Origin of the sequence: Paenibacillus sp. FSL K6-3182, from assembly GCF_037976325.1 — a bacterium.
Taxonomy (GTDB): Bacteria; Bacillota; Bacilli; order Paenibacillales; family Paenibacillaceae; genus Pristimantibacillus.
Genome location: NZ_CP150265.1, coordinates 1,916,965 through 1,931,755 on the forward strand (window position 1 = coordinate 1,916,965; position 14,791 = coordinate 1,931,755).

Here is a 14,791-nt window from a genome sequence, read left to right on the forward strand (position 1 = left end):
TAGTGCGATCAAAAAAAGAAAAGGAAGGAGAGATCAAATGCTGCCGAGGCTGCCGCTAGACGACCGCACGTATGCGGAAATCGTTCAACAAGCAAGAAGGCTCATCCCGAAGCGGGTTCCGGAATGGACGGATGAGAATGCGCATGACCCGGGCATTACGTTTATTGAGTTATTCGCTTGGCTGACAGAGATGCAGCGTTATTTCATTGGCCGTGTCCCGGACAAGAATAGGCGCAGATTTCTTGATCTGCTTGGTATTCAGCCTGCAGACGCAAGTTCGGCGAGAGCTACTGTACAGTTCTCAAATATTAAAGCTCCAGTGACGCTGCCTCGCGGAACAAAGCTGATGGCTGAGGATCAGATGTTTGAGACGGAAGCCTCCATTTCCCTTGTGCCGCTTGCGCTGGATAGAATCGTTACGCGAACGGAACGGGAAGCCAATGACGTCACAGCTACAAATGATCATGCCAATGTTGCCTTTTATGCGTTCGGGAAGGATGCAAGGACAGCCTCGAAGCTTTATCTTTCCTTCGATCGGGAGCTGAGCGCGCAGGAACAGGTCACGATAAACATCAATCTTTTGGAAGCGGATAAAGGCGTTGGCAATGACGAGCTGCAGCATCTGGTAATCAATCGCGAAGCCATTTCTCCATCTGCAAGGCTCTCGTGGAAAGCTTATTGCTGGGATGAAGCAGCAGGGACAGCAGGGTGGATGCCCGTTGAAGTGATAGAGGATGAGACGCTCCATTTGACGCTTAGCGGTAAAATATCATTTTGCCTAAGAGCGCCGATGCGAACGGTAACTGTGCATCCTGCAAGCGAGCAACCGCGATATTGGATATGTGCAACAGTTGAGGAGTCTGGTTATGAAATGCCGCCTCGCATTCGTCAGCTTATGCTGCATACGGTCAAAGCTGAGCAGAAGGATACATTAAGCGAAGTGATTGATTTTACGGTATCGGGAGAGCCCCATGAAGAAATACATATTGCTACCTACTTAGCTGTTTTTGGACAAATACGAGTTCAAGTGCAGGATGCTGATGGCGCATGGCGATACTGGCAGGAGATTGCTTCCTTTGAGGAGCTGCCTCACTCTGATCGCCCGCCTGCGTTTTATACCGTTATAAGACATGCTTCGATGGACCATGTAACGGTACAGTTTAGCGACGGCTCTACCGGAGCTGTTCCGCCGCCTGGACAAACGGTTCGTATCATTGCTAGTGAACCTAGGTTTGACCTTTACCGATTTATTGGACGAAGCAATGGGCTGCCGAGCCAAAGCTTTGAGCTGTACAATCTATCCTGCAAGAAACGCGAGGCACTAAAGCTGCAGGTAGGTGAACAAGAGCCGAATGGCCATTTCAAATGGCAGGATTGGAAGCGTGTAGATGAGTTTGACCGCTCTAAGCCAGGCGATCGTCATTATATTTATGATCCCGTCAAAAGACTCATTTACTTCGGCAATGGCGAAAAAGGAGCTATTCCGCCAGTCAGTATGGACACCAATATAGTTCTTACCGGTTGCGAATTAGGCGGTGGTGATCGTGGCAACGTTAAGCCTTATCTCATATCTGAGTGGGTGAACGAAGCACATAAAGCATTGCAAATCGAAGTGAATAATCCAAGTTTTGCAGCTGGAGGCTCGGAAGCGGAAACGCTGCAGGTAACGCTGCAGCGGGCGCAGTCAGAACTGAAGCATACATTCCGTGCCGTCACCAATGAGGATTACGAAACTTTGGCTTTAGCAACACCAGGCGCTGCCGTAGCTAGAGTGCATGCAATTCCTCTCTATAAGCCGGGACTTGATGATTATCCGCGAGAGAAGGCAAATGGTCAAGTTTCTGTTGTAGTCGTACCATACGGTTTAAGCGATACACCAACGCCAAGCGCCGGTTTTCTGCAAACTGTAAAACGTCATTTGGATACAAGAAGATTAATAACGACAGAAGTACATGTCATTCCCCCCATTTATATTAAAGTAACCGTCAATGCCGTTGTTGTTGTCGAGCCTCAATTCGTAGATGAAGGACAACGTTTAGTAGAGCAATTGAAAAAGCTGCTAAGACCGCTTGATGGTGAGCATGAAACCAAAGGCTGGAAATTTGGCCGGTCTGTCTATAAGGGAGACATTTATAATGCGCTAAGCAAGGCGAGCGGCGTAGTATACGTACAGGATTTGTGGATTGATGCGGAAGGTGCGCATGTTAGGAAAAGTGCAGGAGGAGACATCATTCTTCCGCCGCAGGGACTTGTTTACTCGGGGCAGCATGAAATTGAACTCATTAGTCGCACCCATCTATAGCATCGTGGCAATCGGCTGCAAAGGAGGTACAGCATGAACGGAAAAGACCAGTTTTTCTCGATTAACCGCGAGCAGGATTGGCTGCGCGGCACCGGGTATAATCTTGATTTTCATTTAGCAGGCTTCGGCGTTTGCCGCGATAACAAATACGGAATAGCGGGAACGATTCAGCTGAGTGACCTCGCAGGTACAGCTGCCATTCAAGAGCTGGCTGTTTCCCAGCATGAGCATATGTTTTTGCTGGATGAGCGCGCGGATCTGTGGATTTACGACCGCCGTAATGCTGATCATAAGCGCTTGTTTACACAAGGGCATGGTCTGTTCAGCTCCCATGCTAGACTTGCTGCCTCCGGCGAGCTTTTAATTGCCGCCGATCGCACGGGTGAGAGGACAGTCGCTGCTTACCATACCGGCAATGGACAAACGCTTTGGTCGCGCGGAGGCAATGAAGCAGATGGAGTTTTGCTGCATCCGCTTGCGATAGCAGCGGATAACCGGTATGTGTACGTGCTGACACCGCTTGAACTCGATACGGGAGGCGATGAGCCGTCAATAGCAGAAGGCGCTAAGCTCGGGATCATCCAGTTTACGTTAGGCGGCGCACTTGTCAGTGTATGGAGTGATCCAAAGTTTACACAGCATGTACGAGCGAAGCTAAGGCATTTGAACCGAACTTACTTCATGACCGTCGCGGCATCGGGTGAGCTTTATATATTTGATACGTTATACGCAAAGCTATTTTCATTCGGGCCTACTGGAACATTGAGTGCGAAACGTGAACTCCCTGCTCTTCCTTATGCAGGACTTTGTGCTGACAGCAGCGGCATGATTTATATTGGCGACACGAGGCAAATGGATCAAGTGAGCGAGGATGACCGCTTTATCGTCCAGTTGAATGCTGCTGGCGAGACAGTTGGACGCATTACAGGTTTCCGTGGCAAAGCGGATCAGCTGTTGATTGATGAGAAGGATCGCATGTACATTTTGAACAGCGAAGACGGAACGATTACGATCTTGAACTTACAGCCGCAGACGCTGTTGATGGAGGAAACGGGTGTTCCTGAAGGGGTCTGGCTTTCACGGGCGTTCGATAGCGCAGAAGCCGAAACCGTCTGGCACAAGATGGCGCTTAACTCCTTTATTCCAGATGGCACACAGATTCATATATCCTATTTCAGTCAAAATGACGATAGCTGCATTATCGCCGGAAGCTATCGAAAAGTAGACGATTGGCTAGCTGATGCGACGATTCCCTACCGCGAAAAGCTGAATGCACTAGCCGAATTTTGGTCAGTGCCGGTTATTAATCCGAGTGATGCATTGTTTTTTGGAGCAAAAGGACGTTACTTGTGGCTAAAAATCGAATGGATCGCTTCGGAGCGGTATACGCCGCTATTGGAGTCCCTGCGAATTTATTTTCCGAGAGACACTTATTTAAATTATTTGCCTGCTGTCTATCAAGAGGACCCGGCAAGCCGTGATTTTCTTGAGCGTTATTTATCATTATTCGGCACGTTGTTTTCCGAGATTGAGGAAGAAATTGAGGATTTATCGGAATACATCGATCCTGAACGGGCAACGGGCGAGCATTTACGCTGGCTGGCGACTTGGGTTGGCCTGGAAACGGATGATTATTGGACGGATGAGCAGGTGCAGGCGTTCATTCAGGCCGCACCGGAGCTTTATCGTTACCGTGGCACGCGTCAAGGCTTAATGAAAACGATCGAGATTTATACGGGTATTGCACCGCTCATCGTGGAATATTTTCAAACAAAGGCGATGCGCGACAACGGAGAGCTGCGGCATCTGACAGATCAGCTTTATAGCGGTGATCCGTATACGTTTACCGTGCTGCTGCGGCCGGAACAAGCGCCAACAGAGAAGCAGCGAGTCGTTATCGAACAGCTGCTGGATGAGCAAAAGCCGGCCTATACGGAAGCGAAGCTGGTGCTGCTGCAGCCTTGGATGTATTTGGATTTACATACGTACTTAGGCATAAATACGGTGCTGACTGAGCCTTCACTGCTCAAGCTGAACCCTGATCGTTCGATGCCAAATGACACGCTGATCGTTGACGTTGGCATGGAGAAGCGCATGGATATCCATACCCGTTTAGAAATGGATTCAGAGCTGGAATAGTATAATTACGCGAAGGAGCGGTACAAGTGAAAAAATCGAGGCTGTATCCATTTGAGAGAAATCGTTATTTTTACGGGAAGCTGTTGACGGTACGCGATTTCGAGTCGGAGCAAAAATATTTTAATGATAAAAGAAGGCTGTTGAACCGTCTGCTCTATGGCAGCGGCGTGTTGTCCGGCATGCAGGTTGTAGCGGTAGATGACAAAACAATTTCGGTCGAAATGGGCGTAGCAATCGATTATATCGGACGAGAACTGGTTATTCCTTCACCTGTAACGTTAAAGCTGTCGATGATCGAGGGCTTTACAAACAATGAATATAAGAAAAACGTATACTTGTGCGTCGCTTATGATGAGAAAGGCAAGGAGCCCGTTCACTCGGTAGGCAATTCAGCAATTCGCAACGATGAAGTGAGCGAATACAACCGTGTGCTTGAATCCTATCGTTTATTCATTAATGAAGAAGCGCCTGCACCGTCCTCATTTGAATTCGTTAGATTGCTTGAAAATGTAGCTACGATTTATGAAGATGCGAACGTACGGATTACGCAGCGTATGCCAAAGTATGTGAATGTTGGCGAGGTTGTTGAGGTCAAGCTGGTGGTTGAGAAGACACTGCAAACGCCGCGAATTGCTTTCCAATATGATTATGAAGCAATGGGCTTCACCTCTGTTGGCCATGATGGGAATACCGTTATGTTTGTTGAGCCGGGCGATGCGCAGGAAACGGAGTACTCGGTTAGTTTTCATTTGAAAGCGCCGCAGACTGCTGGCATCAAAGCACAGCTTACTGTACCTAATCATGCTGCGAAGTTAACCATTGGCGACTCGGCTATTCCACTGGATACGAATGCGAAGCACATCATTGAGGTGCTGGACGAGCCTGTAGCGAATCGTATATTGAAGGATTGGCATGAACGCAGCTTAGAGCAGGCAGTAGAGGGTTCTGCTGATCAAAGCATCTGCTTAGCCAAAATCAGCTTGCTCCAAATGGGACCGACCTACATGATTGAGAAGGTGGATCGTGTACCTTTTGATGAATATATCGAGAGCACCGCGCTGCTGCAGCGTTTAACGCAAACGTCGCAATCCTCATCGCTTCATAAGTTTTATGCGAGCGCGGAGACGCATGATCTGGAATACGATGAGAAGCCAACTCTTGATGTACAGTATCATCCCGAACGCAATGAATTTGATTTCAAGCTTGGTATTCCGCGGCCTCAGCATTTGTATGATGAGATTTCAACGGGTACAATGGAAGTAGCGCTGGAGTCTATCGGCAAGACAGGCGGCTTCTTCTTCTCGCGCGGCAAAAAAAACTATGTGTCTGATGAAATTCAGCATGGCCTTGGCGAGGGTCAAGTATCGGTTGTAGTCGGCTTGGAAGAGATCGATAAGACGATTTTGGCTGACCAAGCAAGCACGATGAAAAAAGTATATTATGGACAAAGCGACGTATTTAAAGGCACAGAGTTTGAGCCTGATATACCGAATGTATCGCTTGGAACAATTGTTTATCCAGAGAAGGGCACATTCCGTATCGGAATGAAGCTTCAAGGTGAAACCGAGTCGGCTGCGTCTGTAATCGCCGTTCGCTGGTGGGCATTCAAAAGTTTAGGTGCGGCGAAAGCGGCTGATCAAGTAAATGATGAGATAGATCAAGGGTTTGCAGAAGCGGCTGCATCGCAGCAGGAGTAAGCCATTATAAGCTGTTCAGAAGGTCGATAAGAACGATGATCTTGCTGAGCAGCTTTTTTTATATATGGCGTAAACTAGTATAGGTGTACAAGAAGGAGGCTTTTATTTGAAAGACCTTTATGAGCGTTTAAGGGAGCTGAGCGAGGGTGAGGCTAGAAGCCTTCTAAACGACCTTCTAAAGCTGACTGTACCGTTTACTGAACAAGGAAATGGGGAGCAGATGGCTCTGGCTGACTCCATTGTACAAATATATGAAAAAAGCGTGCAGCACTCACATTCCTTGCGAGTTGAAGCTGAGCAGCGCAAAAGCATGGTTCATCTCGTATGCAGCATGTCGGATGCAGGGTCTTTGAAAGTAGCCCTAAGCAATTTAGGAAAACATGCAGACAATGAGGTATTGTCGTTTAATGATTGCTTTTCAGTAGGTCCAATTAAGAATATTGATCGTGTGGAAGGACAGCGGTCTCGAGAATTTTGGCAAATGGAGAAGCTGTCTGGTTTTATGTTTAATCACCACATGAATCGTGAGCATCAGATTCAGAGAATGATCGAGAAAATAACAGCCATAGCTGAGCATAAATCTATCATCATCTGGTGTGCCGATAACGCGCACGATCAGGTAGGACTGCGTTTCATCATGCATTTGCTAAAGAATCGTACCAATAGCGTACATATGATGAATGTTTCTGAGCTTTTTCGGCTTAACGCGGCAAGCATGCAGACTAACCTGCCTCACTATGCGCAAGGGCTGCTAGAGAGGGATGTTTACTTAAATATCGTAAACGGATATGAGCAAGCAGAGAAAATAGTAGATAGTGAGAGACGACGCTATGAAGCAGAGTGGTTGGAGCTGTCTCAGGAAGAGTGTACACTGCGTTTATGGGAAGATGGCAAGATTAAGCATGCTGCTGAAGAGGAGCTTGATAGGAGGCTTATAACTATTATTGATAAGCTTGCAATCGAAAGCGAGGATGGATTTGTAAAGGCAGGAGCTGTTATTGGAGAATTACAGGACCACTATTTTCAGCTAATCGACTTTCGTTTCACTGAATATCGGCTGTGGACGCTAATTAGCGATGGCTGCTTGGCGTTTAGAGGACTGCCGGGTGCGATGCATCAATATTCCGTGCGAAATAACAGAGGGAGGACAATTTGATGAAGCCGTTATTTGGGAAGGATTCTGCTATTCCAGATAAGAAAAAGATCGTTTTTCTAGGAGACAGCATTACGGATGAGGGTACGTTTATTGCTTACATGGATGCTTATTTCCTGCAGCATATGCCAGCCAATCAAATGACACTCATTAACCTTGGCGTAAGCAGCGAGACAGCATCTGGCTTAAGCGAACCGGAGCATCCTTTTCCTCGTCCCTGCGTGCATGATCGGCTTGCCAAGGCTCTAGCGGAAAGCAAACCGGACTGGGTCGTTGTATGTTATGGAATGAATGACGGCATCTATTATCCTTATTCTTCTGATCGATTCGAAGCGTATCAACAGGGGTTATTACGGGCTGTTACTCAGATTAAGGCCATGGGAGCCAAAATAATTCTTATGACGCCGCCTCCATTTGATGCCGCATCGTTTACCGGCGGCAGCTTGCTTCCTTCTGGGCAACCAGCATACAGCTATTCTCAACCTTTTGCTGACTATGAGGATGTATTGAAGCGATACGCAGACTGGGTGCTGACTTTGGACGATGTCGCAGATGCGCTCGTTTCTATCCATGATCCCATGCTGCGCGAGTGGGAGCATAAGCGTAAGGAGAATAACAATTATGTAACGGGGGACGGCATTCATCCGAATGCTGAGGGGCACTGGCTGATCGCCGCTGCTCTGCTTCGTGTGTTGTTTAATATATCACTGGAGCAAATGCCCGAATATGTGCTCCAACCAGACTCTTCATCGCTGTTCTCGGCTGTAGAGCAGCGCCATCGATTGCTCAGCTCGGCATGGAAGGAGCATGTCGGACATACGAACCCGAATAAAGCGGAAGCGCTGCCGCTGGAGCTGGCATTGAAGGAGGGCGAAGCGCTTAAAAATCTTATTCTCTCCTTGGCTGATCATCCAGAGAACAAAAATAATAGCCGTACTTCAAGCTGGAAGGGCTGTGAGCGTATCGATTTTATGCTGGAGGGAAGAGAAGGACTAATCGTTTTTCCTAAAACATTTGCGCAAGGCAGGCCATGGATATGGCGCGCTGAGTTTTTTGACGCGTTCTCCTACCCCGATATGGCTTTGCTCGAGCAGGGCTGGGCAATTGCTTATTATCGACTAAGCGACATGTATGGATGCCCGGGTGCGGTAGAGCGGATGCGAACGTTCCAAACCTACGTGACAAAAGCTTATGAGCTCGCTCCAAAAACGGTGCTTTTTGGGTTCAGCCGCGGCGGTTTATATGCGTTTAACTATGCAGCCAAGTACCCAGACCAAGTGAAGCTGCTGTACTTAGATGCCCCTGTACTCGATATGCGCAGCTGGCCGGGCGGGAAAGGCGCAGCTGCAGGTGGAGCGGCTGAGTGGGAGGAGTGTCTGGCTGTTTACGGTGAGCTGGAAGAAACGGAATCGTCACTTAAGGGCTGCTCTCCTCTGGACAGAGTAGAAGAGCTGGCAGCAGGCGGTATTCCCGTTTTGATCGTTGCAGGTGATGCTGATATTCCGCTGCCTATAGAAGAGAACACGCTGCCTATAGAAGAGAACACGCTGCCATTCGAGAAACGTTACCGTGAGCTTGGCGGGACCATTAAAGTCATTGTGAAGCCGGGAGTTGGCCATCACCCGCATAGCTTGGAGCAGCCAGAGCCGATTTTATCTTTTATTCAGCAATATTCCGAGTGAGAGAATGATAGCCATAAAGAACGGATGATGGGAAATGGACGAAAATGACAGTCTTCAACTTTGGTGTGTGGAGCTAACGGACATCAGAGCAGTTAGTTGCTCGAAATCTCCATCTTTAAGGAGCTAACGGACATACAGTCTCTTATTTGGCTTCAAGAGCAATGGTTATCCTTCAATTTGGATAAATAACGCATCTGATGTCCGTTAGAATTCGAAATGGGCTTAAAATCAGTAAATAGCGGAATGTATGTCCGTTATAATATGCTCCCCAAATAGTAGACAGGTGAAGTAATAAAAAAACCTATTGCTATGAGTGGAGCATTTTTATGTCTAAATCCAATAGAGAAACTAACCATTATCGAAGAAATCGAAAGTGGCGAACTTGGCCCTATAGCCGCTGCCTTCAACAGTCCCAGAATCCTTCTGGGGAACCCTGAAGTGCGAAAAATATTATTTGCAAACATACCGAACTTTTGATGAGCTTGAACAGGACATTGAAGCCTACATTCACTTTTACAATTACGAACGATTACAGGCAAAACAAAACAGCCTCAGTCCAATGGAGTTTAGGACTAAGGCTGTTTAACGATTTTTATTATTTGTACTGTTACTTGACGGGGGCAGTTCACTTTTATTGTTATTCCTCAGGAATGATATAGGACATTTCAAGTCGTACAGGCTTATCTTTATTTAATAAAAAAGTGAGAAGCGTACTGCCTGACTTGAACAGAACCCGTACTCGGCCATTGTCGAGCTTTTCCTTGGTGGATACCGTTTTGGCGGCTAATAATCTGCTGTACGTTTGTTCCATGACAACTGGATTCCATGTCGTCAGTTGACTTACAAAAAAAGCTTCTGGATTGTCTTCATCGACTTCCAGTACAAAGGACATTTGCATTGCGCTGAACGTCAGCGTTTGCGGCAGTATTGGATCGAGTGCTAAGTCGGGATCAACAAATACAGGGTCTTCGCTTTTTGTTGTATCATTCTCTGTGTTCGCAGCCGATTCCTTGGTGCTGCCAAGTGCAGCAGGTAGAGCAGTGGAGCCGCCAGCAGCCATTGTCTTTGTCTGAATGCTTTGCGGTGTTGCTGTTGGCATTGCGGCTGAATTACTGCTGCCCTCCGGCGTCGCCGAAGGTGCTATCGCTGCTTGGTCAGTCGCATTCGGTTCAGGTGATGAAGAATCTGCTGAGGCATCAGCTTCTTCGGTCGTTATAGGTTCTGTAGGCTCGTCTACAAAAATTTCTTCAGTAAGCTCTTCCTCAGGAACAGTTACAGGAGCATCAGGAACACCCAACGTTTCTTGCAGCTTTACGAGCGACAGATTCATGAAGCCTTCAGCGTACAAGCTGCCGTCTCTGAAAAAACCTTTGTAGAGAGGCGCGCCGTCCATATCGTACAGTGCTCCTATGCCTTCATATTTGTTATTGACGAATTTGCCGTCATAGACAACACCGCCTGAGGCATTAAACATTTGTCCGCTGCCATTCTGCTGTCCGCTGGCGAATGACCCTGTATAAACAACGGAGCCTGTCTCATTGAATAAGCTGCCAACACCATGATAGCTGCCGAGAAGAAAGGCGCCGTCGTATTTTACGAAGCCTGATGGGTAATATTGTTTTCCCGGGCCTGACAGCTTGCCAGCAAGGAAGTTGCCTTCGAATAATAAAACGCCATTATTGTCAAACTGCTTGCCTGTACCCTCATAAACCCCATTATTAAATTGGCCTTCATAGATCTGCTTGCCTGATTCATTGTAAAGTTTGCCATCGCCGCTGTATGAACCCTTCAGAAAGGCGCCAGCATAGATGATCCCGCCGCCAGCATCATATGCTGTACCAGCTCCATCGTACGCTCCGACTGCAAACTCGCCCACATATTGAGGTTTTCCCCCTGAATAAAATAAAGTTCCAGCACCCGCATATTGATCGTCAGCAAATTGTCCGCGGTAGAGAAGCTCTCCCTCTTCATTAAACAACTCGCCTGAGCCCGCCATCATTCCTTTAGCGAAATCTCCTTGGTAACGAAGCTTGCCGTTTGGATAATATAGCTTCCCTGGACCGCTGTATTGACCATCGACCAGTTCTCCTTTAAACAGCAGATTACCTTCCGCGTCAAGGACGGATGCAGCTCCTGTGAAGCTGCCATTTGCCGCAGCAGCTGCTTCCAGCTGAGGCGTTCGTCCGAACCATTTGTTAATGAAGGCTGGCGGGCTTACAAATCCAAAATAAACGATGATCAGGGTAATGACGAGAACAAGTGCGATAAGCTTCTTCGCTATGTAGTAGCTCCCGATGCGCAAATAATTGTTGAGCGATCGAAGCGGGCCAAAAATAGCAGTGACCAGCCATTTGCGGATCACAGCAAGCATACGCTTTGGCAGCGTTTTCGCCCGTTTAAGAGGCGCAATAATTTTTCGCTTAATGGGCTTGATTATGGGATTTAGAATTTGCGCTATCATATCATGGCACCTGTATCGTCATCTGTCCCGGATTCACGAACTGAATGACGCCTCCCCAGTTGCACATGCATTTCGACGAATTATTTAAAGCGGGCATGTTTGCAACTAACACGGTTGGCGAGCCGGGCACCCATGGAGCAGCAGTAACGGGGATACAGGGCTGAGGGGTAAGTACGCCTAAGGCAGCAGCAGTTGCGGCTGCGACCATCGGATTGGCCAGCGAATTACATACTCCAAAGGGCAATATATTAACCATCGGTTTATTATCCATAATGTTCGCGATCGGCATAGCCGTCAAAACGCGATTGGCAGGCAACACATTAAACGTGCCGGGAGCTGCTCCAAAAGAGCATTGCATGGTAGCTCCTCCGCATATAAGTTGTCCCATATAATTCCTTCCTGAGAGTAGGCCTTACTTAATGCCTCTCCTGTTTTTTTGCTATATTCTACTATTTTAATAGTACTATAAGCCCTAAAAGCCATCAACATAAACCTACTAAAATAGCTAACATTCGATGAATACTTACAACAATGCTGATGCTAAATGACTAAACATGTAGTAATATGGAAATAGAAATATTTTGAAAAATGAAAGCGATGGTGCACATGCGAAGGTCCACTATGGGTATGACTCTTCTGAGTATAATAGCAATTTGCCTCGGCTTCTGGCTTTATCCAAACATAAATCACTTTCAAACCCCTCCGTATAAAACAGAGAAACCCCTCACTTATTTATCCAAGGCATCGGCAGGGCCGGATGGAAGCATGATCGTTATCGGAGATTCACGTCAAGAGATTATACGAATCGGCAGCAAAGGATCTATTGAAGAGGTCATTCGGCAGGATGATGCTACCATAAGACATGATTTTACAGATATAGCGGTGGCGGCTGACGGCACAATCTATGTTCTTGATACGATTTTGGACGGATATGGGCTTTATGTACGCGAAGAAAGAATTGTTCGCTACGCGATAGGCGATACAAAAGGAACGGTCCTGTTTACGTTCGAGGGAAGCGGTACCAACAAACGGGTAGGGCTGATCAAAGGTCTTCAAGTTGTAAAGGAAGATATTTATTTCTACATAAACGAAGAGACGAACGTACAATTAAATCGGTTATCTGCTGCGGGCGGCAAGGCAGAGGAGCTGCTAACATTTAAATTGCCTGCAGATCGTTACTTATCAGAAATCGTAGGTTATGCGCCGGATCAAATCTATTACTCTACGAAGCGCGGCGCTATTTTCAGAGTGAATGCAGGAGGCGAAAGCGAGCTGTCCTATCCGTTGGAAGGCATGGATCGCACTCGCAAAAACTTCCCTGAAGGACTGCTTCTGCACGAGAATGGAAAATTATATTTTATTGATCGCCTAGTAAATGCAGTTACGAGTATGAATGCGAAGGATTCCAGTAATTTAAGAACGGTCATAGATGAGGCATCATTAAAGACAAAAGCACCGCATGCGGAAAGCCTTGATATTATGGATTTGACAATGAATACAGCGGGTCAGATGGAGCTTGCTTTAGGTGACAGCATCGTCAGCATGGATGAGGCTGGCAGCCATACGAGTGTCCTTACGAAGCTAACTTATGATCGCGGTTCGGTGGTACAGGGCTGGATTACGTGGCTGGCAGCTGCCGTATTGCTCGTTATTTTAGTTATGATAATTAGACTGTTCTATGTACATGTGCTTAATCGCAGAATCTCATTGTTTTTCAAACAAGTTTTTGCAATTGTACCGATATTGATAATAGCGATGATTATGTTATCCAATTTTATTTATGATAGTTTCTCCAGCAAAATGGAAGATGAGATGCAGAAGCAGCTGTCTTTGCTTGCTCGCAATGGTCAAAATATGATTAACGGCGACCAGCTGAATCGATTGACTTCGCCAAACGATTATATGAGCAAGGATTATGAATCGATTCGGAGCAAAATGAACTTCTTGTTCGAAAGCGAGGATCCTGCAAATCGCAAAGGCCTCTACAGCACATTGTACAGATATGAAAATGGTGAAATCTTCATCATTATGGATGATGATGACGGCGTCAATATGTACAAGCCTTTTCCTAAGAACGAGCTGAACCGGCTAGTGGTTGAGAAGGGCGAGGTTGTAACGGACCGATGGGAAGATGCTACAGGCAAATGGCTATATGCAATTGGACCTATCTATGATTCTACTAACAAAATTGTAGGCGTTTATGAAACAGGCCGGGATTTGAATGTATTGTATCAATCCAACCAAACTATTTACAAAAGCATCATGCGAAACATTGGGCTTATAAGCTTAGTATTAATCGTTCTCGTACTCGCTGTAACGTATTATCTGCTCTCGTCGCTGCGCAAGCTTCGCAAAAGCGTAATGGAGATGGCAAATGGCAACTGGGATGTGAAGGTGAACATACGATCACAGGATGAGGTCGGCGATTTGGGAGAGCAGTTCAATCGCATGGCGCTTCATATTCGAACGTACATAAAGGACATTACTTCGTTCAGCGAAGCTTCGCATCGTTTTGTACCGCAGCAGATTTTTAAATATTTAGGCAAAAAGGGAATTACCGATATTCACCTTGGAGATCAGGTTCAGCAAAATATGACGGTAATGGTCGCGAATATTCGCTCATTCCATCATTTATCGAAGCAGCTGACTCCAAAGCAAAATTTTGATTTTATGAACACCTTTCTAAAACGGTTTAGTCCATTCGTTCGGACAGAGGAAGGACTAATAAGCAAATATTTGGGCGCAGGTTTTATGGCTCTGTTCCCTTCACGAAATGAAGATGCGCTGCGCGCGGCTGTTGCGATACGCAGAGAGCTCGTTTCCTATAATGAAAGCTTGAAGGCTTCCGGCTTTGCTCCGGTTGATCTAGGCATGGCCATACATAAAGGCCCGCTTATGCTTGGGATCGTGGGTGAAGAGCAGCGGATGGAGGGCAATGTTATCTCCGATGATGTGAATATTACAGCAACATTAGAGCGGATGTCCGATACGATGGGTGCATCAATACTTGTCACTCGTACGTTCTATGAGCAGCTGCGTTCACCGGAACGCTTCCGCTTCCGTCTGCTTGGTCGTGTACGAATTGACGGCAAGGATGATCCGATTGAGCTTATTGACGTATATGAGGGAGATTCAGATACAGAGCGTGCTTTAAAGGATCGTACAAAGCCGCTGTTTGAGAAGGGGATTATGCTTTGCCAAGAGGGGCGTTTCTTCGATGCGAGAGAAACCTTTATAGAAGTGATCAAAATTAATCGTTTCGACAAAGCGGCAAAGTTATATTTTTATCTTTGTGATGAGTATTACCAGAAGGGATCGACTGAGGGCTGGAATGGCACACTCGCCGTTTAAAAATTG

Annotated in this window: 8 protein-coding genes; 6 read left to right on the forward strand and 2 right to left on the reverse strand. The window is 46.8% G+C overall.

The annotated features are described in order from the left end of the window. Positions 1-37 precede the first annotated feature (37 nt). The 5 genes from MHH56_RS08345 to MHH56_RS08365 all read left to right on the forward strand — a co-directional run bounded on the left by MHH56_RS08345 (position 38) and on the right by MHH56_RS08365 (position 8,973). Complete coding sequence (locus MHH56_RS08345; protein WP_339207682.1) at positions 38-2,302, forward strand: putative baseplate assembly protein; 2,265 nt, start codon at positions 38-40, stop codon at positions 2,300-2,302. A gap of 33 nt (positions 2,303-2,335) precedes the next feature. After that, positions 2,336-4,441, forward strand: coding sequence for a phage tail protein (locus tag MHH56_RS08350; RefSeq protein ID WP_339207683.1), 2,106 nt, complete (start codon positions 2,336-2,338; stop codon positions 4,439-4,441). Between the two features lie 26 nt (positions 4,442-4,467). Further along, positions 4,468-6,138 (forward strand): hypothetical protein, encoded by a 1,671-nt coding sequence (locus tag MHH56_RS08355; RefSeq protein WP_339207684.1) that lies wholly within the window; start codon positions 4,468-4,470, stop codon positions 6,136-6,138. A gap of 106 nt (positions 6,139-6,244) precedes the next feature. Beyond that, the gene (locus MHH56_RS08360; RefSeq protein WP_339207685.1) at positions 6,245-7,294 is read left to right on the forward strand and encodes a DUF1835 domain-containing protein; all 1,050 of its coding nucleotides are present in this window, start codon (positions 6,245-6,247) and stop codon (positions 7,292-7,294) included. After that, complete coding sequence (locus MHH56_RS08365) at positions 7,294-8,973, forward strand: GDSL-type esterase/lipase family protein (protein ID WP_339207686.1); 1,680 nt, start codon at positions 7,294-7,296, stop codon at positions 8,971-8,973. The genes MHH56_RS08360 and MHH56_RS08365 overlap by 1 nt, the downstream gene beginning before the upstream one ends. A gap of 637 nt (positions 8,974-9,610) precedes the next feature. On the opposite strand, the gene MHH56_RS08370 is transcribed toward MHH56_RS08365, so the two are convergent. Then, a complete protein-coding gene (locus MHH56_RS08370) occupies positions 9,611-11,434 on the reverse strand; it encodes a hypothetical protein (RefSeq protein WP_339207687.1) in 1,824 nt (607 codons plus the stop codon). A gap of 1 nt (position 11,435) precedes the next feature. Then, positions 11,436-11,822: a DUF4280 domain-containing protein gene (locus tag MHH56_RS08375; RefSeq protein WP_076267901.1), complete on the reverse strand. Its 387-nt coding sequence runs from the start codon at positions 11,820-11,822 to the stop codon at positions 11,436-11,438. A gap of 239 nt (positions 11,823-12,061) precedes the next feature. Between MHH56_RS08375 and MHH56_RS08380 the strand changes: the two genes are divergently transcribed. Further along, positions 12,062-14,785 carry an adenylate/guanylate cyclase domain-containing protein gene (locus MHH56_RS08380; protein ID WP_339207688.1) on the forward strand — a complete coding sequence of 908 codons (2,724 nt, stop codon included), beginning with the start codon at positions 12,062-12,064 and terminating at the stop codon, positions 14,783-14,785. Positions 14,786-14,791 lie beyond the last annotated feature (6 nt).